We start from the raw sequence: 21,952 nt of genomic DNA on the forward strand, positions 1-21,952 counted from the left end.
GATTAATATTAACGAAGCCTTATTACGATGATGTACTTTTTTTTATGTTATTTGTATTATTAATAATTAAGGATAATGAAGAAACTCATTTTTTTAATCACATTCTTGTTCAGTCTTATGGGGACTGCTCAAATTTTAGAGCCAGTAAAATGGGAGTTTGAATCTAAAAAACTAAGTGAAGATACTTACGAATTAACGTTTATAGCAAATATAGAAGAGCATTGGGCTCTATATTCTCAATTTATAGAAGAAGGAGGGCCAATACCTACAGCATTTACATTTGAAGATAGTGATACATATACTTTAATTGACAATGTTGTAGAGTCAGACGAAAATAAAGTGACCAAGCATGACTCTGTATTTGAAATGGAAGTATCTAAATTTTATGATAAAGCAGTATTTACGCAAATTATAAAAGTTACAAACCCAGAAGCAGTAGTTAGTGGATCTTTAGTTTTTATGACTTGTGATGACGAACGTTGTCTTCCTCCTACTGATGTTCCATTTGAGTTTAGTTTTACTGAAAAAACAACTAATAATAATTTCTTTAATCAAGCAGGGAAAAATCTTTTAGAACCAGTAAAATGGGCATATCAACCTGTAAAAATAGATGATACGACTTATGATCTGGTATTTACAGCTACAATTAATGAGCATTGGGCATTATATTCACAGTTTATTGAAGAAAAAGACATTAGACCAATTCCTACTCAATTTACCTTTAAAACAAATGAAGCATATACTTTAATTGAAAGTGTCGTAGAATCAGACGAAAATAAAGTGACTAAGCATGATGTTGTGTTTGATATGCAGGTTTCAAAATTTTATAACGAAGCAACATTTATACAACGCATTAAACTAAATAAATCTGAAGCGATTATAAAAGGAGAATTGTTATTTACAACTTGTGATGATGAGAAATGCATTTTTCCACCAGAAATAGAATTTCAATTTAACATTAATGCTAAAGGACAAAGTGCTGGTTTTGATTTATCTGAAGTTAATGCTGAAACTTCAAATATTAATAATACAAATGTAAATAATCTGCTTTATGGAATGTCTCCTGAAGATGTTAAATCCTCGGCAGTAAAAGTAGAACAAGGGAAATCACTTTGGAATATTTTTGCTTTAGGATTTATAGGTGGACTATTAGCATTATTAACACCCTGTGTGTTTCCAATGATTCCTTTAACTGTTAGCTTTTTTACAAAAGGCAGTGATAAAAAAGGAGGCTTATCTAAAGCTATTTTATATGGTTTTTTTATTCTTGCAGTGTATTTAATATTAAGTGTCCCTTTTCATTTATTAGACTCTGTAAACCCTGATATACTTAATGAGATATCTACAAATGTTACTTTAAATGTAATTTTCTTTGTTGTATTTGTCTTTTTTGCCTTTTCCTTTTTTGGATATTACGAATTGACTTTACCATCGAGTTGGATGGAAAAAACTACTAAAGGTGAAAATGTAGGAGGTATTTTAGGAGTCTTTTTTATGGCATTAACTTTAGCTTTGGTCTCTTTTTCATGTACAGGGCCTATATTGGGATCACTACTAGCAGGCTCTTTAAGTACAGATGGAGGTGCTTGGCAATTAACTGCTGGTATGGGTGGTTTTGGAGTAGCTTTAGGGCTACCTTTTGCATTGTTTGCGATGTTCCCTAATATGCTTAATGCTTTGCCTAAATCAGGAGGCTGGCTTAATACAACTAAAGTTGTTCTAGGGTTTCTAGAATTAGCATTAGCATTTAAGTTTTTATCTAACGCAGACCTAGTTAAACATTGGGGGATCCTTAAAATAGAAGCATTCTTAGGTTTATGGATTATTATTTTTATTGGATTAACACTGTATATTTTTGCTAAAATTAAATTCCCTCACGATTCGCCTATCAAAAAGTTGTCCTTTTTTAGGATTTCTTCCGGGATTTTAGTAGCAGCATTTACCGTTTATTTAATATCTGGCTTTAGAATTAATAAAGAAACAAAAACATTTACTCCACTAACATTGTTGAGTGGATTAGCACCACCAGTTGGATATAGTTTTTTATACCCTAAAGATGCTCCAGGAAATTTAACTTCGTTTAAAGATTTAAAAGAAGGTATTGCCTATGCTAAAAGTGTAAATAAACCTATTATGATTGATTTTACGGGCTATGCCTGTGTTAATTGCAGGAAAATGGAAGAAAATGTATGGCCTGATGAAACAATAAATGGCTATATAAAGAATGATTTTGTATTAATTTCTTTATATGCAGATGATAAAACAGAGCTTTCAGAAAGTGAAAAAGTAGAAGTGAATCGTGCAAATGGAAGTGTGAGAAAACTTAAAACTATAGGGCATAAATGGTCACATTTTCAGACACAATTTTTTCAATCTAATACCTTGCCGTATTATGTATTATTAACTCCAGATGGTAAACAAGTTTTAAATCAACCTGTAGGCTATACACCAGATAAAAAAGAATATGCAGCCTTTTTAAAAGAAGGTTTAGATGCTAATAACAAGATTAAATAGTTTTATGAGCTGTGTATTTGGTCGTAAAACCACAAAAAATATAAGATTATTATATTAATTTATATAGATTTGAAACATCCCTAATGTTTTAAAATTATGTTTGATGACTTTTGGTTTAATATAAAATATGGTGTTAACCACGTACTAGATGTTAATGGTTATGACCATGTCTTGTTTTTAATTGTACTAGCTGTTCCTTATTTGTTTAAAGACTGGAAACGTGTATTAGTGTTAGTATCAATGTTTACTCTCGGACATACATTATCTTTAGTATTAGCAGCTTATGATATTGTAACAGTTAACGGAAAATTAGTAGAATTTTTAATTCCAGTAACAATTTTAATCACTGCATTATATAATGTGTTTACTTCTGGTAAGCGTGCTAAAGATCAAAAAATAGGACTTTTATTTTTTACAACTTTATTTTTTGGATTAGTACACGGATTAGGCTTTGCACGAGAGTTTAGTATATTGGTTGACGATACAGATAATAAGCTAATGACCCTTATAGAATTTGCTTTAGGGATAGAAATTGCGCAAATCATTATTGTATTTGTAGCATTGTTCTTAGGCTTTTTAGGGCAAACTATTTTTAGGTTTTCTAAGCGTGATTGGGTAATGGTTATTTCTGCAATAGTAATAGGATTAGTCATTCCAATGTTAATAGAGAGTGATTTACTTTCTTAATTTAGTTAAAGTTTTACCAAACTTTAATAGCCTTAGGTTGTAATTAAAATACGAACCTGTTATCTTCGTTATTATATCTGCGAATAAAAAATTATAGTGGTATTATTGTGGTTTGTTAAGTAGAATCTAAGGTTATAATAAAGAACCTGACTTTTTAAAATAATAAAAACAGATTAAAGAAAAGTATTTTAATGTCTGAAGAGAAACAACTAAAGTATGATACTGCATATTTAAAAATAGCAAAAGAGTGGGGACAATTATCATATTGTGAACGTAAACAAGTTGGAGCGATAATTGTAAGAGATAGAATGATTATTTCTGATGGATATAATGGAACACCTACTGGTTTTGAAAATGTATGTGAAGATAGTCAAGGCAATACAAAATGGTATGTGTTACATGCAGAAGCTAATGCCATTTCTAAAGTGGCAGGCTCTACACAGTCCTGTAAAGGCGCTACACTTTATATTACATTATCACCATGTAAAGAATGTAGTAAGCTTATATATCAAGCAGGAATTGTACGTGTAGTATATAGTAAAGAATATAAAGACGATTCGGGATTAGAGTTTTTAAGAAAAGCAGGAGTAATTGTAGATTATTTACCAATTTTAAAATAGTGCAGATAAAAAAAGTATACATACCATTATTATTAGGTTTAGCAGTAGCTATAGGAATCTTTATTGGAGGAAAATTAAGTTTTTCGGATGAATCAGGACGTTTGTTTTCTGAGAATTCTAAAAAAGATAAACTTAATAGACTTATAGATTATATTGACTATGAGTATGTAGACGATATTAATACTGATAGTATTGTAGATGTCACGGTAAATAAGATACTAGACAATTTAGACCCGCATTCTACTTATATCCCTAAAAGAGATTTACAGCGCGTTACAGAAAGCATGAAAGGCGACTTTGTAGGCATTGGAGTGAGTTTTTATACACTTCGCGATACAGTTACAGTTATTAGAACATTAGAAGGAGGGCCAGCTGGTAAAGTAGGTATTAAAGCAGGAGACCGTATTGTTATAGCAGATGGAGACTCTATTTATGGAAGAGAATGGACCAATGATAGAGTAGTGCAAAAACTAAGAGGTGTTAAAAACTCTAAAGTAACTCTTAAAGTTTTTAGAAAGGGAGAACCTGAGCTTTTAAAATTTAATGTGAAACGAAGTGATGTCCCTATAAAAAGTGTAGACGCATCGTATATGCTTACAAATGATTTAGGTTATATAAAAGTAAATCGTTTTGCAGAAACAACCTATAAAGAATTCAAAACAGGATTAGATAAACTTCAAGATAAAGGAGCGACAAAGCTCATACTAGATTTACGAGATAATCCAGGAGGGTTTTTAAATGTAACAGAACGAATTGTTGATGAGTTTTTAGGAAAAAATAAACTCATATTATATACAAAAAATAAGAGCGGAAAAATTGAAAAAACTTTTGCAACCAAGCGAGGTGATTTTGAAGAAGGTGAAATATATGTACTAATTAATGAGAACTCAGCATCTGCAAGTGAAATTGTTGCAGGCGCATTACAAGATAACGACAAAGGGACTATTATAGGACGTCGTTCTTATGGAAAAGGATTAGTGCAACGTGAAATGGCTTTAGGAGATGGTAGCGCAATTAGATTAACTGTATCGAGATATTATACACCTACAGGACGCTCTATACAGCGTTCGTATAAAAACGGAAATCAAAATTATTACAATGATTATTATAAACGAAAAGATAATGGAGAATTATCTAATGAAGATAAAATTGAAATAGCAGATTCTTTAAAGTTTACGACACCTAAAGGAAAAATAGTTTATGGCGGTGGAGGCATTATTCCAGATGTGTTTGTACCAATCAATAAAAAGAAAAATAGTGATACTGTAGAAGGTATTGTTGCAAGTGAAGCAATGGCTAATTTTATTTTTCGTGAATTAGATAAAGACAGAGGAAAATTTGAAGGTATAAGTGAGCAAGATTTTATTAATGATTTTGAATTTGATGATATTGTTTTAGAGCGTTTTAGCGAATATCTCAATAGTATCACACGTCGTAATATAACATTTTACGCTTATAACGATGAAATAAAGTTATATCTTAAAGCTACATTAGGAGAACAATTATATGGTACAGAAGCCTATACTAAAATTGTTAATAGTGATGACTTAATGATTAGTAAAGTTAAGTCAGTCATTAATAATGCTAAAGACTAATATTATTTCTTTTTAAGAGCCTCGATTTTCTTAGAGACCCTTAAAATAGTAAGCAATAAAATAGCACATAATCCAGCTATTATAGTAATTACAGCTACAATACTTTCGCCTTCAAAAGGAGCATTAAAATCAACTTGAGTAATATTGTAAATAATAAATGCTAAAGCAATTAAACTCAATATGTAAGTAAATAATTTCATCAGTTTAAGTTTTTTATAAAAGCTCTTTAATATTAGTTGTAAATAGTTTTACGGCTATAGCAAGCAAAATAACTCCAAATACTTTTCGTATAATACTTATTCCATTTTTGCCGATAAAACGTTCTATTCTCGCAGATGTTTTTAATACTATATAAATAAATAAAACATTTACAATTACTGCAATAATAATATTCTGAATTTCGTATTCTGCACGAATAGATAACAGAGTCGTTAAACTTCCAGGACCTGCAATTAATGGAAAAGCTAAGGGAAATACAGAAGCTGTTAAAGCAGTACTCTCATCTTGTTTGTACAGTGTGATCCCTAATATCATTTCTAATGCGATAAAGAAGAGTATAAATGCACCTGCGACTGCAAAAGAGTTTACATCAATTCCAATAAGTGTTAAGATATTATTTCCTACAAATAAGAAAACAATCATGATAATACCTGCAATTACAGAAGCTTTTTCGCTCTGTATGTGACCTGCTTTTTTTCTTAAATCTATAATTATTGGAATGTTCCCAATAATATCTATTACAGCAAATAAAATCATAAATGCTGTAAAAATTTCTTTAAAATTTAATTGCATAACAATTAGGTTATTTTAAAATCTGAGGCAAAGGTCGGTATTAAAAATAAATAAGCAATAATTATTACAACCTTTATAGAGTATCATATAATCATACTATTATATTTGCAGTATGTTTCAACTAGGAAAAACAATAGTCTCTGAAGACATTATAAAAAAAGACTTTGTGTGTAATTTAAGTACCTGTAAAGGAGCTTGTTGTATAGATGGAGATGCTGGAGCTCCGTTAGAAGAAGATGAGGTAGCTATTTTAAAAGAAATTTACCCTAAAGTAAAGCCTTTTTTGAGACAAGAAGGGATAAACGCAATCGAAACTCAAGGTACCTCTATTATATCTGATTTTGATGAATTTGAAACCCCTTTAATTAATGGCGCCGATTGTGCATATGTTATTTTTGATGAAAATAAAACTGCGCTTTGTGCTATTGAAGAAGCATATAATCAAGGAGAGGTGAGTTGGAAAAAACCTGTTTCTTGTCACCTATACCCAATACGTACGAGAGATTACACAGAATTCTCTGCTGTTAATTACGATAAATGGGAAATTTGTGATGATGCTTGTACGCTAGGTAAAGAGCTGCAAATACCTATTTATAAATTTGTAAAAGAAGCTTTGATTCGAAAATTTGGAGAAGATTGGTATACAGAATTGGAAACAATTGCTGAACAAATGAATACTAGTAAATAAAAGTAGTTATGGATCTGTTTGAGTGGTCGCAAAAATTCTCTAGAATACTTAAAACAGCCAAGCTGGATTATCTCTCTGGTGAGCAAATTCAAATTGAAGTATTTAGCGATATTATACAGACTTTGTCTCAATTAAACCTTTCTTTATTAGATAATGATCAAAAGAAAAAAGCGTTTTGGGTTAATATCTATAATGGCTTTACTAATTACCTAATCATTAAGTTAAGATTAAAAACAAATATGAAGGAGTATCCTGATTTTTTTAAATCTAATACTCTTACGATCCATAACTATAAATTTTCGTTAGATGATATAGAGCATGGCTTACTCCGAAAAAATGTCAGAATGCATATATTACCTAATGATAAACGCTTGCAATTTCAGGTTAAAGAATTAGATTATAGAATTCATTTTGCGTTAAATTGTGGTGCAAAATCATGTCCAGCAATAGCATATTATACATTTAATAATATTGAAGAAGAACTTGATTTAGCAGAATCTGTTTTTATAGAGAATGAATTTCTTGTAAATCATAAAGAGAAAACTATTAAGTGTTCTGAAATTTTTATTTGGTATAAAGATGATTTTAAAAAAAAATATTTGAATAATCCAAAACATCTAGACTATACAATTATAAAAAAGCCTTATAATTGGCAGTTGTAGATTCTATTTTTCACCTACTTAATCAAAGTTTTTTATTTAATAGAAAACGTTGATTTTTACACTAGCTAGAGCCATATTTAATAAGCAAAAACTTACAAAATAATAATATTTATTGTTATTTTAAATACCTAATAATCAGTATAATAAAAATTATTTTAACAAATCTTTAATTTTTTAAACAAACACAATATTGTTAAAAACTTGTTGAAAAGGTTTTTGAAAAAAAGGTAAAATATCTCATACATTTTTGAATCTTTGTTAGTCCCAAATCAAAGCAAAAAAGCTAATTTTTATAAAAGTATACTCATGTCAGAACAAGTAGAGCCAATTTTACAAGAAAATAAAGATCGATTTGTAATATTTCCAATTCAACATCATGATTTGTGGGAATGGTATAAAAAATCTGAAGCTAGTATGTGGACTGCTGAAGAAATTGACTTACACCAGGATATTACAGATTGGACATCAAAATTAACTGATGACGAACGATACTTTATAAAACATGTATTAGCATTTTTTGCTGCTAGTGATGGTATTGTAAATGAAAACTTAGCTGAAAACTTTGTAAATGAAGTGCAGTATAGTGAAGCTAAATTTTTCTATGGTTTCCAAATTATGATGGAGAATATTCATAGCGAAACTTATTCATTATTAATTGATACTTATGTGAAAGACGAAAAAGAGAAAGCAAACCTTTTTAATGCTATAGAAACATTTCCTGCAATTAAGAAAAAAGCAGATTGGGCATTAAAATGGATTGAATCTCCAAGTTTTGCTGAACGATTAATTGCTTTTGCAGCCGTAGAAGGAATCTTCTTTTCAGGCTCTTTTTGTTCTATATTTTGGCTTAAAAAACGTGGATTAATGCCAGGTTTAACCTTCTCTAACGAGCTGATCTCTAGAGATGAAGGAATGCACTGTGATTTTGCAGTTCATTTACACGAAAATCACTTAGTAAATAAAGTGTCAAAAGAGCGTATTAAAGAAATTCTTGTTGACGCTTTAAATATTGAAAGAGAGTTTATTACAGAATCACTGCCTGTAAGTTTAATTGGTATGAATGCTACTTTAATGTCTCAATACTTAGAGTTTGTAACTGATGGGCTTCTGGTAGATTTAGGATGTGAAAAAGTGTATAATACAGCGAATCCTTTTGATTTTATGGATATGATATCACTTCAAGGGAAAACCAACTTCTTTGAAAAAAGAGTTGGCGATTATCAAAAAGCAGGTGTTCTAAACAAAGAAGTTGACGAGGATAAATACAATATGGATCTCGATTTTTAGTGTCGAATCAACTCATAAATAAAATATTTTACTTAAATTAAATAAAATTCAATAGTTAATAAGCTATTGTTGAGGTTTTAATAACCAATTTTTAAAATTAATCATTGAACTAATGTAATAATCTGTTTTAAATCAGACTATTATAAAAATAGACTAACTAACTAACCCTCCTTCTGAAGTGGCGATTTCAGAAAGACAATTAAAAGTGTAAAAGTATGTATGTAATAAAAAGAGACGGGAGAAAAGAACAAATAATGTTCGACAAAATTACTGCGAGAGTGCGTAAACTATGCTATGGTTTAAATGAATTAGTAGACCCTTTAAAAGTAGCAATGCGTGTTATTGAAGGATTATACGATGGTGTAACAACAAGTGAGTTAGATAATTTAGCAGCAGAAATTGCAGCGACAATGACGACTGCTCATCCAGATTATGCACGTTTAGCAGCTAGAATTTCTGTTTCTAATTTACATAAAAACACAAAGAAAACTTTTAGTGAGGTGATGCACGATTTATATACATATGTAAATCCTAGAACTGGTAAAGATGCACCACTTTTATCAGATGAAGTTTATAAAGTAATAAAAGAAAACAAAGATGTATTAGATTCTACGATTATTTATAATCGTGATTTTGGTTATGATTATTTCGGATTTAAGACTCTAGAACGTTCTTATCTTTTAAAATTAAATGGGAAAATCGCTGAACGCCCACAGCATATGCTTATGCGTGTTTCTATAGGAATACACCTAAATGATTTAGATGCAGCTATTGAGACATATGAGTTAATGTCTAAAAAATATTTTACACACGCTACACCAACACTTTTTAACTCAGGAACACCAAAACCTCAAATGTCATCATGTTTTTTACTAACAATGAAAGATGATAGTATTGATGGGATTTACGATACATTAAAACAAACTGCAAAAATCTCACAATCTGCAGGAGGAATAGGTTTGGCAATACATAATATTAGAGCAACGGGAAGCTATATCGCTGGAACAAATGGAACAAGTAATGGTATTGTTCCAATGCTTAAAGTATTTAACGATACGGCACGTTATGTAGATCAAGGAGGAGGAAAGCGTAAAGGGAGTTTTGCAATGTATATTGAGCCTTGGCATGCAGACATTATGAGTTTCTTAGATCTTAAGAAAAACCATGGTGCAGAAGAGTTACGTGCACGTGATTTATTCTATGCGATGTGGATGCCAGATTTATTTATGAAACGTGTGCAAGACAATGCAGAATGGACCTTAATGTGCCCTAATGAATGCCCTGGATTACCAGATGTGCATAGTGAAGAATTTGAAGCATTGTATACAAAATATGAAGCAGAAGGGAAAGGAAGGAAAACAATTAAAGCACGTGAACTTTGGGAGAAAATTTTAGAATCTCAAATTGAAACGGGGACACCATATATGTTGTATAAGGATGCGGCTAACCGTAAATCTAATCAACAAAATTTAGGAACAATTAAATCGTCTAACTTATGTACCGAAATTATGGAGTATACATCTCCAGATGAAGTTGCAGTATGTAATTTAGCATCTATTGCTTTACCTATGTTCGTAAAGAATGGAGAGTTTGACCATAAAGAATTATTCAGAATTACAAAACGTGTCACTAAAAATTTAAATAGAGTTATAGATCGTAACTACTATCCTGTAAAAGAAGCAGAAAACTCTAACTTTCGTCACCGCCCAATAGGTTTAGGAGTACAAGGTTTAGCAGATACGTTTATTAAATTAAGATTACCTTTTACAAGCGATGAGGCTAAAAAACTAAATCATGATATTTTTGAAACACTTTATTTTGCTGCAGTTACTGCCTCTATGGAAGAAGCTAAAGCAGATGGACCTTACGAAACTTACAAAGGTTCACCAATAAGTAAAGGAGATTTTCAACACAATCTCTGGAATATAAAAGACGAAGAATTAAGCGGTCTTTGGGATTGGGGTAAATTAAGAAAACAAGTGTTAAAGCACGGTGTGCGCAATTCTTTATTAGTAGCACCAATGCCAACAGCAAGTACGTCACAAATATTAGGAAACAATGAGTGCTTCGAGCCTTATACGTCTAATATTTATACACGTCGTGTACTATCTGGAGAATTTATCGTGGTTAACAAACATCTACTGGAAGATCTAGTAGAATTAGGACTTTGGAATGAAGGACTTAAGAATGAAATAATGAGAGCTAATGGTTCTATACAAAATGTAGATAATATCCCTGCAGATATTAAAGAATTGTATAAAACAGTTTGGGAAATGAGTATGAAAGATATTATAGATATGTCTCGCCAGCGAGGATACTTTATAGATCAATCACAATCTCTTAATCTATTCTTAGAAGGAGCAACTATGGCTAAGTTAACGTCCATGCATTTTTATGCTTGGAAAAGTGGTTTAAAAACAGGAATGTATTATTTACGTACCAAAGCAGCTGTAGATGCTAAGAAATTTACAGTAACTAAAGAAACAAAAAAGGAACCAGTTGTAGAAACGACCAAAGCTCAAGAAACAGTAGTCATTGCGCAACAACAAGCAAAAGCTGTAAAAACAGCAGCTAAATTTGCTCAAGAAACAGCAGAAGTAGAGCCAATGACACCAGAAGAAATGAAAGCATTAATTAATCAAGCCAAAGAAGGACAAGGTGATGATTGCTTAATGTGTGGATCATAAATAATAAGGTTTTTAAAAAATAGAAACTTAAAAATAAAAAAGAGGAATACAACTGTATTCCTCTTTTTTTATTGCTTTAAAATATCGGTACCTAAATAGCCATCATCCTTATTGTAATACCAGGTTCTAATTTTGGGCATTTTTATCTCGTTAATGATTGCAATTTCCGATAATAAAATATATTCCCCAGAATCTTTAATGATGTTGTTATTTTTATCCGTTTTAAAAAATTGATATACTTCCATAGCGTAGGTTTCTGGATTAAAATAAAAACTCCAGACATCACTTTGTGCTGTATTATAAGTAACATTTAAAACTAAATATTCTTTTCCTTTAAAAGTTTTACGTTCAATCGATTCTAAAATATGAGTTCCAGGATCTTTAAGTTTCATAGGTAAACCATATAAATACGTGTAATAATTTTTATAAAGCGTTGCTCTATCACAATTTAAATTGTATTGCTTAAGTACTGTTTCAGAAAGATCAGTTTTTCCATTTAATGCCAAGCTACATATTCCTTTATTGATAGTATATTCAGTAGTATTTGAATCTCGCGTTGCTTTTACCTTAAAATATTCAGAAGGCAAATTAATTTTAATTTCACTATCTCTATTAGAGTTATTTGGGCTTTCCATTGTAACAAATAAAGTGTTACTGAATGTATTCCAATTATTATTCGGATCGTGATACTGAATTGCCTTTTCCAAAAGTTGAGATCCGGTTAAGGTTTGACCAAAAGTAAAAAAACTAGTAAATAGAATGATAAAAGATAGAATGGTAGTTCTCATTTTGTATAAATTTATTTAAAGATACAAAATGAAAAAACTTTAATTAACAATCACAATATTCATCATTAAGATAAGCCTTTGTTTTAGGATCTGAAGGACTGTTAAATAATTTTGAAGCAGATCCACTTTCTATAACTTTACCTTCACATATAAAAACTAAATGATCTGCTATACGCTGTGCTTGCTGGATATTGTGAGTTACGAAAACTAATGTATACTGTGATTTTAAACCTAACATCATATCTTCAATTGCGCGTGATGAAACAGGGTCTAAAGAAGCAGTAGGTTCATCTAATAAAATCACTTCTGGAGTAAGAGCTAATGTACGAGCAATGCATAAACGTTGTTGTTGTCCAATAGATAAAGACATTGCTTTATCGTCTAATCGATGAGATACTTCTCTCCATAAAGACACCGCTTTTAAATTATCTTCTACAATTTGTGATTTTTCTGATTTACTTAATTTTTTTGCATGTTGTATTCCGAAAACTACATTTTCACTTATAGATTTTGGAAACACACAGGGGCGCTGAAAAACCATTCCTACTTGACTGCGAAGCATAGCAGTATCAACAGAATGTGTATTTATAGAACTGTCATTTATTTTAATATTTCCTTGAGTGTGAAGACCAGAAACATCATCATTTATTCTATTTAAACTACGAATTAAAGTAGATTTCCCACTACCAGAAGGTCCAATAATACAAGTAATTTTATTTTTAGGAATCTCTAAATTAATATTTTTTAAAATATGAGTATCCTTTATCCATACGTGAAAACCATCTATGGAAATAGAAATTTCTTCTTTAGCAGCATTTTTATGACGTATAATTTTTAATGCTTGATCACTCATTAGGTAATGGATTTATGTCTTAGTCGTAAAACTAACGCAGATGTGCTTAATATAACAACTAAAATAATTAAAACTAAACTTGTACCCCAAGCATTTTGTAATGCAGTTGGATTGGTAGCTTGTTGTGCTAAAGCTAAAATATGAGTTGGTAATGTAGAAACAGGTTCGTATATAGAGCTAGGAAATGATACTCCAGAAAAAGCCGTTGCAATAAACATTATAGGAGCTGTTTCTCCAATAGCTCTAGCTAAGCCTATAAAAAGTCCAGTAATAGCACCATTAATACCTTGAGGTAATAGCACTTTTGTAATAACTTGCCATTTGGTAAGGCCTAGAGCAGAAGCACTCTCTCTGTATATAGTAGGGATGCTGTTAATAGAATTATAAGCCGAAAGAATTATAGTTGGTAATATCATCATACCAAGAATAATAGCTCCTACAAACCAAGAGACACCAGTACCAATAATATTCACAAAAAATATGAGTCCAAATATTCCAAAAATTACAGAAGGAATACCATTAAGACCATAAATAAAAATATTAGTGATTTTTTGCCAACGTTTACTTTTTAAATACTCACTTTTAAAAATTGCGGTTCCTAAAGCAACTGGAAATACTAAAATTGCTGCTGTTGTTACAATTAACAAACTCCCAACGATTTGATAAAAAATACCACCTGAAGCTCCAAAATTAGTAGATGGAGTAAATAAAAAATCGAAACTTAATGCAGAAATACCATTAAATACAATTACTCCAAATAAGAACAATAGTATAACCCCACATAAGAGAATAGCACCTCTAGTGCCAAAACTAAATAAACGATTATACAAATATCTATTCATATAAACGTTCTTTAGATTTATATTTTTGTTGTGCTATAATGGTTAATACAATAACGATACTTAAAAGAAACACCCCCATAAAAATAAGTGCACTAAAATGAGTTGATCCAAAAGAGGATTCGCCAATTTCTCTTCCTAATTTTGAAGTGATAGTTTGCCCTGGTGATAACACATTATAGATTGGATTAGGTATTCTATCTATACTGCCAATAACAAGCATTACAGCCATTGTTTCTCCCATAGCACGACCTAGTGATAAAAGAATAGCTCCAATTAAATTAGGTTTAGCAATAGGTAATAACACATTTTTTATGACTTCATATTTATAAAGCCCTAATCCATAAGCAGCTTCTTTATAATTAGATGGTACGTTTTGAATAGCATCATCAGATAATGTAATAATGGTTGGTAATATCATAATACCTAATAATATTCCTCCAGCTAAAATGGTACGTCCAGACTGTAAATCAAAAGCGTTTTGTAACCAAACACTAAAAAACGCAATTCCTATTAATCCGTATATTATGGAAGGGATTCCAGCTAATAATTCTAATAAAGACTTAACTGCAAAACGGTATTTACTAGATAAAAACTCACTTGTAAAAATGGCAGTTAAAATGCCTAAAGGGATTGAGATACATAAAGCAATACAAGTCACTGCAAGTGTACCGTACAGCATTGATAAAATACCGAACTGATTTGCAGGCGGATTCCAAGTGACGGTAAAAAGATGAATATTAATATTACTTATCGCATCCCAGCTGCTACTTAATAAAACTACAAGAGTCACTATTATTACTGCTGCACTTATTGTAGTACTAGTAAGTATATAACCTTTTCCTATTTTACTGGTTGATGCTAACATAACCCTCGTCTATGACGATTTTTTGTCCTTCAGGACTTAATATAAAATCTATAAAATCTTTGGTAGCTCCCTGAGCTTCACCATTAACAATTAAATATAGATCTCTTGTAATTGGAAAATTTCCGTTTATAATATTTTTTAAAGAAGGTTCAACAATACTTCCATCCGGAAAGATAATACTTAAACCAACAACATCCTCGTTAATCCATGCATTAGATAACATACCAATAGCAGCATCACTTTGTACCAGAGCAGTTTGCTCTTCGTTATTAGACCCTAAAACTAGATCTGCTCCGGGAGCATCCGCTTCTTTATTACCCATTACTGTTTTCATAAAAACATGGCGAGTCCCTCTTGATTTTTCTTTATCGATACATAAAATCTCACTATCTGGACCACCAACTTCATTCCAGTTTTTTATATCACCTTTATATATTTTAGCAATTTGCTCAAGAGTAAGAGCAGTAACTCCTGAGTTGTAAATTTCTGAAGAGACTACAGGAACCACAGCATCTTTGCCAATAGTAATCGTATTAAACTTTACATTGGGATATTTTTCAATTTCTGTTTCAGTAATATCTCTCGAAGACATACCAATATGAATTTTTTCTTCGCCTATCTGATTCACTCCTACTCCTGAACCACCAGCATTTACAATAATAGTTAAATCGGGGTGATCTATTTTATAAGCTTCAGATGCTTGAGCTACAACTGGTAATACGGTCGTGCTACCATCTATTTTTATAGCTTCTTTTCTAGCACAAGAAGATAATAGTATAATAAAGAGTAGAATAAATGAGGAAGTAAATTTCATTCTTGAAATAAATTTTTGACTAATATTAGTCGTATTTTTTTAATAGGATTACATTAAAAACATTCTGAAAAATAATAATACAATCTTTTTTGAAGGTAGGGATTATATATAAAAGAAGCATCCATTTTTAATGGATGCTTCTTTAGATTAATTTATTAATATTTGAGGGATTAATTACTCGCCATTAAAGCGAAAAATTTATTAATATTTGGTAAGATTACGATTCGTGTTCTTCTATTTCTGCTTCTATTTTCATTAGTATCATTTTCAACAATAGGAAGATAACTACTTCTCCCAGATGCAATTAATTTCTCAGGAGAAACACTATAATCGTTTTGTAGCTTTCTAACAACAGAAGTTGCTCGCAAAACACTTAAATCCCAATTGTCTGCTATTTTTGCAGTACTAATGCTTCTCGAATCGGTATGACCTTCAACCATTACCTCAATACTAGGCTCAGAATTAATAACATCTGCTAATTTTTGTAAAATAGTATTAGCTTTAGAGCTTACTCTATAGCTTCCAGTATTAAATAACATTTTATCTGAAATTGATATCATTACTACAGTTTCATCAATGTCTATAGCAATATCTTCATCCTCATTTAAAGAGCTGTTATCTATAGATTTTTGAAGATTATAAGATACCGCTAAATTCATAGAATCTTTAAGAGTTTTGGCTTCACTTAGTTTAGAAGCATCAACTTGTTGAAGTGTTTCACGCATTTTTTGTTTAGTGTCGTTAGATATTACAGCGACATCACCAACAGCAGTAAATTTGGCATTGTTTTCTTCGGTTAAAGTACCAACTTCATTTGTAAGAGAGTTTATTTTAGAGTTGTATTGATCTACTCTTGCTTGAATTTTATCAAATTTCGCTTCTAAATCTTCTTTTGCAACTCTAGTTTTAGTAAGTTCACTTTTAATTTCTCCATTTTCTTGCTCTAATGCAATGTATTTCTTTTTAGAAACACAAGCTGTCATTAATAGTAATGTAGAACAGACAATTAGACTTTTTCTCATTGTTATGTTTTTATTGTTTTATATAGTTACGTTCTTAAGGTAAATTTGGATTACGAGATTGTCTTTAAAATAGAAAATCGCAAAAAGTTTATTTTAAAAGAGAAATGACCTTTCAATTTATATTTATTTTAGCCATCACAATAGTCATTAAGAAATGATATTATGAACTCTAAAAACAATAAACTTAGAGAAGTTGCTAAAGTGTTTTTTAAGCTAGGCTGTTTTGCTTTTGGTGGTCCAGCTGCTCATATTGCAATGATGGAAGATGAAATTGTAGAAAATCGAAAATGGTTGACAAGAGATCATTTTTTAGATGTTTTAGGCGCAACAAATTTAATTCCTGGTCCTAATTCTACAGAAATGACAATGCATTGTGGATACGAATATGCAGGTAAAAAAGGACTCTTTGTAGCTGGAATAAGCTTTATTTTTCCTGCAATAGTAATCACTGGATTACTGGCTTATTTGTATGTCAAATATGCACAGCTTCCTCAAATAGAACCTTTTGTTTTTGGTATTAAGCCCGCTGTACTCTCAATTATAGCTTCAGCAATTTTAAAGTTAGGTAAAAAAGCACTAAAAGGATGGGAATTAGGTGTTTTGGGAGGATTTGTTTTTATATCAAGCTTTCTGGGAATTAATGAGATTATAGCGTTGTTAAGTGCAGGAGTAATTGGGATGTGCTATTTTTATTTTAAAAACAAACCACCCACAAACACTGTATCTGTAACTCCTGCTTTTGCAGTATTGAGCACCACTTTTTCAACATTTATAAAGATTTCTTCAGTTAATGTATTTTGGATTTTTTTAAAAGTAGGAGCTATTTTATACGGAAGTGGCTATGTGCTTTTTGCCTATTTAGATGCCGAATTAATACCTAGAGGATGGCTTACAAGACCTGAGCTTATAGATGCGATTGCGGTTGGTCAATTTACACCAGGCCCGGTATTATCTACAGCAACATTTGTTGGGTATCAACTTACTGGTTTTTGGGGCGCTATAGCGGCAAGTATAGGTATTTTTTTACCCTCCTTTTTATTTGTACTTATTTTGAATCCTTTTATTACAAAAATGCGAAAATCTATAACTTTAAGATATTTTCTGGATTCTGTAAATATTGCTGCCGTAGCAATTATGCTTGCAATGCTTTATGTAATGACCAAAGAAACACTTTTAGATTGGAAAGCAATGGCAATAGCTTTATGCTCAGTTTACTTTACTTTTTTTACGAAAATTAGTGTCATCTGGATTATTAGTATAGGTGCTATTTTAGGTTATGCTTTAATTACCTTTATATAATAAAAAGTAAAAGCCCATCTTAATATCAGATGAGCTTTTTGTTGAGAACAATTATACTGAATAATTTATTATGCTTCAGGTTCTGAAGGTGTTGCAGGCTCAACAGAACTGTCATGAGCACTATAATACTCTTCGAGTAAGTTCATTGTTGCTTTTAATAAATCTTTAGTCTCTAAAAGTAAACTAAAATAAAGCGTTGTGTTTTTAGGACTCGATTCTTCAGTACGAGTACGCTCTACTTGTTTTTGAATTTTATCTTTTACTAAACCATAAACTTTATTTTTTTCATTTAAAATAGCACCTATTTGTTCAAAAGATCCAGAATTAAATGCTTCTTTGGTATCATTAAATAAAACTTCTATAGCATCATCAACCTGTTTAAGCTCTTTAATTTGATTGAATTTTAATTTTTTATGATTGTTGTTTATATGCTTATGAGTTGTTTTAGAAATGTATTCTAAAGACTGTGTCATATCTTGTAAATACCCTAAGATATTGATATAGAAGCTGCTGGCGTGTACACTAGATTCATCTAAATTTTTAATAAAATAGAAGATGTTATCACGTAATTCATCAACTTCATCAGAAAGCTTAATTACTTGCTTTTTATTTGTTTTAAGTAGAATTAAATCTTGTTTTGCTAAACCTGCAATTGCGTTAGTGTAAATTTTATTACCACGTTTTACAACACTTGCAATATTTTTAGCACTTTCATGGATAACACCTTGTACAGAACTACTCTCTGCATTAGTTAAACTATCTTCATCAATTACTTTGCTAGCATTCTTTTTATGAGATAAGTAATTTCTAATTAATAATACCACAGTTAGTAATAACAATATAGGAATCATTGTTTTTGGTTCCCAATTAATCAAAAACACTACTACTCCAGCAGCGGTAAATGCAGCTATAGCAGTGAAAAACCATCCTCCAATTACTTTTAAAACCCCAGCAACACGATATACGGCACTTTCTCTACCCCATGCGCGATCTGCAAAGGATGTTCCCATGGCAACCATAAAAGTCACATAAGTTGTAGATAATGGAAGACCTTGAGAAGTTGCAATAGAAATTAAAATTCCTGCTACCATTAAGTTTACTGAAGCTCTAATCAAATCAAATGCTGGAGCATTTATACTTTGATCTTTTGTAATAATAGCTCCTGATTTTTGAAAACTTGCGTCAATTTTTCTTTGTACAGATGAAGGAAGAATACTTGTTATTGTATTAGACACCCAAGAAGATCCTTTTACAATACTTCTTGAAAGTACATTAGGCTTAAATTTCTCATGAGTTTCACTTTGACGTGATAAGCTAATTTCGGTTTCAGCTACTGTTTTTGCTTTTTTAGAAAACCATAAGGTAACTACCATGATACCACCAGCAATAAAAAGTAAAAACGGCTCTGCTGGTACTTTTTTACCTAAGACTTCCATCGAAAAACTTGAGGCTTCTACACCAGAAGCTAACCAAGCTTCAAATGAGTGATAAGCGGCCATAGGAACTCCAATAAAATTCACCAAATCATTCCCTGAAAAAGCTAATGCTAATCCAAAAGTCCCTACTAATATTACAATAAGAAGGATGCTTTTCTTAGTTATTTTTTGAAACGCATATGAAAATAAAACCCAAACAACAAAACTGCCTGCAGTGAGTAAAATTTCATTGCCTTCTAATAGTTCTTTCATATCCTTGTAATAAGGAGTTCCCTTTAATCCTTTTAAGAAAATAAAATAAGTAATTGCAGTTAAAGCTACGCCACCAAATATAGCACCATATTTTTTTATTTTTTCTTCATAATCAAAAGTGAAGATAAGTCTCGAAATATACTGTACAATTGCTCCAACAGTAAAGGCGACTACAACAGATAATAAAATACCTCTAATAATCTCTAAAGCTTTTTTAGTATTGATATAACTACCCAGATCTGCAAAGGATTGAGTGTCTGAAGTGCTAATTTTTATTAACGACATTACAACAGCTGCCCCTAATAAATTAAATACAATTGAAACCGTTGTAGATGTTGGTAAGCCTAAAGTATTAAAGAAATCTAATAAAAGTATATCGGTAACCATTACCGCCATAAAAATGATCATGATCTCATTAAAATAGAACTCTCCAGGGACAAAAATTCCTTTCCGAGCCACTTCCATTAAACCACTGGAATATACAGCTCCTATAAAAATCCCTAAACTTGCAACTATCATAATAGTTCTTATAGGGATAGCTTTGGAACCAATAGCAGAATTTAAAAAATTAATTGCATCATTACTTACACCTACTACAATATCAGCGACTGCTAAAATTGTTATGGCTACAAGCATATAAATATAAATATTATCCATAGTTAAAAGTTGAATAGTAGTTATTGCAAATGTAACTTAATTATTGAATTTTAAAATTATAAAATTCTTGTAACCTATATAATTAAATTACTATCAACTTACTTGAATAAATAAGAAAAGAGAAATTTATTTTTTCTTGCGATGTTTTAATACCTCAGCATCAATATAAAAAATAATTTCCTCAGCAATGTTTTCTATTAAATCACCAACACGTTCTAGCTTTTTTATAATAGAAAATATAATAAGTGATTCTCTTGTATTAGCAGTATTCTTTTTTATTTCTGTTTCAATTATAGCTAAAGAATTGGCATTTATTTTGTCTAAGATTTTATCTTTTTTAAATACTTTGCGAGCAGCTTTCACACTTTTCTCCTCATAAGCAGTTGTGATATTATCAAACATAGAAATAATAGTGCTAAACATTTTTTCAAATTCTAAGATCTCAAATAAATGAGCAGGAATTTGTTTGTTCTCACCTTCAATATATTTAGCAATCCCATAAGCATGATCAGCAATTCGTTCTAAGTCAAAGTTTATTTTTCGAATAGCCATAATAAACCTTAAATCGATAGCAACAGGATTATATAATGCTAAGAATTTTTCGCAATCTTTTTCTATTTTTAAATCTAAAGCATTGACACGATTTTCTGTATGTATAATTTCTTCAGCTAGGTCACTATCATTGTTAATTATTGCTTCTTTCGCTTTTTCTAATTGAGATTGACAAAGAGAAAGCATTTCTAATCCTGCTTGATTTAAAATATCTCTTTGGTATTTAGCATTTGCCATATTAAAATAATTTATCCGAAACGACCTGTAATATAATTCTCGGTTTGTTTCTTTTCTGGATTAGTAAAGATAGTTTTTGTTTTATTAAACTCTATAAGTTCTCCAAGATAGAAAAAAGCAGTTTGATCACTAATTCTACTTGCTTGTTGCATATTATGTGTAACAATAACTATGGTGTATTTTTCTTTAAGTTTAAATATAAGTTCTTCAACTTTTGCTGTAGATATTGGATCTAGAGCAGAAGTTGGTTCGTCCATTAAAATAATAGAAGGCTCAACTGCTAGAGTTCTAGCAATACATAAACGTTGTTGTTGCCCTCCCGATAATGCTAAACCAGATTTTTTTAAATCATCTTTTACTTCATCCCATAAAGCGACTTGTTTTAAAGAAGATTCTACACGTTCTTTAATGAACGCTTTATCTTTAATACCTTGTATTTTTAAACCGTATGCAACATTGTCGAAAATAGATTTTGGAAACGGATTAGGTTTTTGAAATACCATTCCAATTTCTTTACGAAGCTCTTCAATATTAACTTTTTTCTTATAAATATTAGAGCCATTAATTTTTATTTTTCCTTCCATTCTGAATGACTCAACATAATCATTCATCCTGTTAAACAAACGAAGAAACGTAGACTTTCCACAACCTGAAGGGCCAATAAAAGCAGTGACAGAGTTTGGTTTTATGCTCATGTCAATACCTTTAATTGCCTCAAAATCGTCATACCATACCTTAACGTTTTTCACCTCAATAGTAGGTGTTTTTTTTAATGATGGATCAATTACTTTATCTAGTGTCAT

Annotated in this window: 20 protein-coding genes; 9 read left to right on the forward strand and 11 right to left on the reverse strand. The window is 30.7% G+C overall.

Annotation, left to right across the window (positions count from 1 at the left end):
• Positions 1–75: 75 nt before the first annotated feature.
• The 4 genes from D1817_02725 to D1817_02740 all read left to right on the forward strand — a co-directional run bounded on the left by D1817_02725 (position 76) and on the right by D1817_02740 (position 5,416).
• Positions 76–2,514 carry a hypothetical protein gene (locus D1817_02725; protein AXT18819.1) on the forward strand — a complete coding sequence of 813 codons (2,439 nt, stop codon included), beginning with the start codon at positions 76–78 and terminating at the stop codon, positions 2,512–2,514.
• Positions 2,515–2,610: 96 nt separating this feature from the next.
• The gene (locus tag D1817_02730; GenBank protein AXT18820.1) at positions 2,611–3,201 is read left to right on the forward strand and encodes a HupE/UreJ family protein; all 591 of its coding nucleotides are present in this window, start codon (positions 2,611–2,613) and stop codon (positions 3,199–3,201) included.
• A 191-nt stretch (positions 3,202–3,392) separates the two neighbouring features.
• Positions 3,393–3,821 (forward strand): CMP deaminase, encoded by a 429-nt coding sequence (locus D1817_02735; GenBank protein ID AXT18821.1) that lies wholly within the window; start codon positions 3,393–3,395, stop codon positions 3,819–3,821.
• On the forward strand, positions 3,821–5,416 hold the full coding sequence (locus tag D1817_02740; GenBank protein AXT18822.1) for a S41 family peptidase: 1,596 nt from the start codon (positions 3,821–3,823) through the stop codon (positions 5,414–5,416). Before D1817_02735 ends, D1817_02740 begins: the two co-directional genes overlap by 1 nt.
• Before the next feature lie 2 nt (positions 5,417–5,418).
• Here D1817_02740 and D1817_02745 read toward each other — a convergent pair whose 3' ends face one another.
• Positions 5,419–5,616, reverse strand: coding sequence for a hypothetical protein (locus D1817_02745; protein AXT18823.1), 198 nt, complete (start codon positions 5,614–5,616; stop codon positions 5,419–5,421).
• Positions 5,617–5,629: 13 nt separating this feature from the next.
• Positions 5,630–6,208, reverse strand: a complete 579-nt coding sequence (locus tag D1817_02750; GenBank protein AXT18824.1) for a MarC family protein — start codon at positions 6,206–6,208, stop codon at positions 5,630–5,632.
• Positions 6,209–6,320: 112 nt separating this feature from the next.
• Here D1817_02750 and D1817_02755 point away from each other — a divergent pair, with 112 nt between their 5' ends.
• From D1817_02755 to D1817_02770, 4 genes are all read left to right on the forward strand, one after another.
• Positions 6,321–6,896: a DUF3109 family protein gene (locus tag D1817_02755; protein AXT18825.1), complete on the forward strand. Its 576-nt coding sequence runs from the start codon at positions 6,321–6,323 to the stop codon at positions 6,894–6,896.
• 8 nt (positions 6,897–6,904) lie between these two features.
• Positions 6,905–7,558: a DUF547 domain-containing protein gene (locus D1817_02760; protein ID AXT18826.1), complete on the forward strand. Its 654-nt coding sequence runs from the start codon at positions 6,905–6,907 to the stop codon at positions 7,556–7,558.
• A 306-nt stretch (positions 7,559–7,864) separates the two neighbouring features.
• Positions 7,865–8,845 carry a ribonucleoside-diphosphate reductase gene (locus tag D1817_02765; GenBank protein ID AXT21211.1) on the forward strand — a complete coding sequence of 327 codons (981 nt, stop codon included), beginning with the start codon at positions 7,865–7,867 and terminating at the stop codon, positions 8,843–8,845.
• Between the two features lie 215 nt (positions 8,846–9,060).
• Positions 9,061–11,532: a ribonucleoside-diphosphate reductase subunit alpha gene (locus tag D1817_02770; protein ID AXT18827.1), complete on the forward strand. Its 2,472-nt coding sequence runs from the start codon at positions 9,061–9,063 to the stop codon at positions 11,530–11,532.
• Positions 11,533–11,600: 68 nt separating this feature from the next.
• Here the strand turns inward: D1817_02770 and D1817_02775 are convergent, their stop codons facing one another.
• The 6 genes from D1817_02775 to D1817_02800 form a co-directional block, all read right to left on the reverse strand.
• Positions 11,601–12,320, reverse strand: coding sequence for a hypothetical protein (locus D1817_02775; GenBank protein ID AXT18828.1), 720 nt, complete (start codon positions 12,318–12,320; stop codon positions 11,601–11,603).
• Positions 12,321–12,363: 43 nt separating this feature from the next.
• Complete coding sequence (locus tag D1817_02780) at positions 12,364–13,173, reverse strand: phosphate ABC transporter ATP-binding protein (protein ID AXT18829.1); 810 nt, start codon at positions 13,171–13,173, stop codon at positions 12,364–12,366.
• Positions 13,173–14,015: a phosphate ABC transporter permease PstA gene (gene pstA, locus D1817_02785; protein AXT18830.1), complete on the reverse strand. Its 843-nt coding sequence runs from the start codon at positions 14,013–14,015 to the stop codon at positions 13,173–13,175. Before pstA ends, D1817_02780 begins: the two co-directional genes overlap by 1 nt.
• Positions 14,008–14,880 carry a phosphate ABC transporter permease subunit PstC gene (gene pstC, locus D1817_02790; protein ID AXT18831.1) on the reverse strand — a complete coding sequence of 291 codons (873 nt, stop codon included), beginning with the start codon at positions 14,878–14,880 and terminating at the stop codon, positions 14,008–14,010. The genes pstA and pstC overlap by 8 nt, the downstream gene beginning before the upstream one ends.
• Entirely contained in the window at positions 14,861–15,694 is an 834-nt protein-coding gene (locus tag D1817_02795) for a phosphate ABC transporter substrate-binding protein (protein ID AXT18832.1), read from the reverse strand. The genes pstC and D1817_02795 overlap by 20 nt, the downstream gene beginning before the upstream one ends.
• 170 nt (positions 15,695–15,864) lie before the next feature.
• The gene (locus tag D1817_02800; GenBank protein AXT18833.1) at positions 15,865–16,716 is read right to left on the reverse strand and encodes a cell envelope biogenesis protein OmpA; all 852 of its coding nucleotides are present in this window, start codon (positions 16,714–16,716) and stop codon (positions 15,865–15,867) included.
• Positions 16,717–16,878: 162 nt separating this feature from the next.
• Between D1817_02800 and chrA the strand changes: the two genes are divergently transcribed.
• Positions 16,879–18,015 carry a chromate efflux transporter gene (chrA, locus tag D1817_02805; protein ID AXT18834.1) on the forward strand — a complete coding sequence of 379 codons (1,137 nt, stop codon included), beginning with the start codon at positions 16,879–16,881 and terminating at the stop codon, positions 18,013–18,015.
• 68 nt (positions 18,016–18,083) lie between these two features.
• Here the strand turns inward: chrA and D1817_02810 are convergent, their stop codons facing one another.
• The 3 genes from D1817_02810 to pstB form a co-directional block, all read right to left on the reverse strand.
• Positions 18,084–20,360, reverse strand: a complete 2,277-nt coding sequence (locus D1817_02810; GenBank protein AXT18835.1) for an inorganic phosphate transporter — start codon at positions 20,358–20,360, stop codon at positions 18,084–18,086.
• A gap of 126 nt (positions 20,361–20,486) precedes the next feature.
• Complete coding sequence (phoU, locus tag D1817_02815; protein ID AXT18836.1) at positions 20,487–21,149, reverse strand: phosphate transport system regulatory protein PhoU; 663 nt, start codon at positions 21,147–21,149, stop codon at positions 20,487–20,489.
• An 11-nt stretch (positions 21,150–21,160) separates the two neighbouring features.
• Entirely contained in the window at positions 21,161–21,952 is a 792-nt protein-coding gene (gene pstB / locus D1817_02820; protein ID AXT21212.1) for a phosphate ABC transporter ATP-binding protein, read from the reverse strand.

It is taken from the genome of Flavobacteriaceae bacterium, from assembly GCA_003443635.1.
GTDB lineage: Bacteria > Bacteroidota > Bacteroidia > Flavobacteriales > Flavobacteriaceae > AU392.

Excerpts from the sequence above, each read along its gene's own strand:
- D1817_02775 (AXT18828.1), bottom strand. The coding sequence starts at position 12,320 with ATGAGAACTACCATTCTATCTTTTATCATTCTATTTACTAGTTTTTTT.
- D1817_02765 (AXT21211.1), top strand. The coding sequence starts at position 7,865 with ATGTCAGAACAAGTAGAGCCAATTTTACAAGAAAATAAAGATCGATTT.
- D1817_02730 (AXT18820.1), top strand. The coding sequence starts at position 2,611 with ATGTTTGATGACTTTTGGTTTAATATAAAATATGGTGTTAACCACGTA.
- D1817_02745 (AXT18823.1), bottom strand. The coding sequence starts at position 5,616 with ATGAAATTATTTACTTACATATTGAGTTTAATTGCTTTAGCATTTATT.
- D1817_02725 (AXT18819.1), top strand. The coding sequence starts at position 76 with ATGAAGAAACTCATTTTTTTAATCACATTCTTGTTCAGTCTTATGGGG.
- pstB (AXT21212.1), bottom strand. The coding sequence starts at position 21,952 with ATGACACTAGATAAAGTAATTGATCCATCATTAAAAAAAACACCTACT.
- D1817_02750 (AXT18824.1), bottom strand. The coding sequence starts at position 6,208 with ATGCAATTAAATTTTAAAGAAATTTTTACAGCATTTATGATTTTATTT.
- chrA (AXT18834.1), top strand. The coding sequence starts at position 16,879 with ATGAACTCTAAAAACAATAAACTTAGAGAAGTTGCTAAAGTGTTTTTT.
- D1817_02780 (AXT18829.1), bottom strand. The coding sequence starts at position 13,173 with ATGAGTGATCAAGCATTAAAAATTATACGTCATAAAAATGCTGCTAAA.
- D1817_02755 (AXT18825.1), top strand. The coding sequence starts at position 6,321 with ATGTTTCAACTAGGAAAAACAATAGTCTCTGAAGACATTATAAAAAAA.
- pstC (AXT18831.1), bottom strand. The coding sequence starts at position 14,880 with ATGTTAGCATCAACCAGTAAAATAGGAAAAGGTTATATACTTACTAGT.
- D1817_02770 (AXT18827.1), top strand. The coding sequence starts at position 9,061 with ATGTATGTAATAAAAAGAGACGGGAGAAAAGAACAAATAATGTTCGAC.
- D1817_02800 (AXT18833.1), bottom strand. The coding sequence starts at position 16,716 with ATGAGAAAAAGTCTAATTGTCTGTTCTACATTACTATTAATGACAGCT.
- D1817_02760 (AXT18826.1), top strand. The coding sequence starts at position 6,905 with ATGGATCTGTTTGAGTGGTCGCAAAAATTCTCTAGAATACTTAAAACA.
- D1817_02735 (AXT18821.1), top strand. The coding sequence starts at position 3,393 with ATGTCTGAAGAGAAACAACTAAAGTATGATACTGCATATTTAAAAATA.
- D1817_02810 (AXT18835.1), bottom strand. The coding sequence starts at position 20,360 with ATGGATAATATTTATATTTATATGCTTGTAGCCATAACAATTTTAGCA.
- phoU (AXT18836.1), bottom strand. The coding sequence starts at position 21,149 with ATGGCAAATGCTAAATACCAAAGAGATATTTTAAATCAAGCAGGATTA.
- D1817_02795 (AXT18832.1), bottom strand. The coding sequence starts at position 15,694 with ATGAAATTTACTTCCTCATTTATTCTACTCTTTATTATACTATTATCT.
- pstA (AXT18830.1), bottom strand. The coding sequence starts at position 14,015 with ATGAATAGATATTTGTATAATCGTTTATTTAGTTTTGGCACTAGAGGT.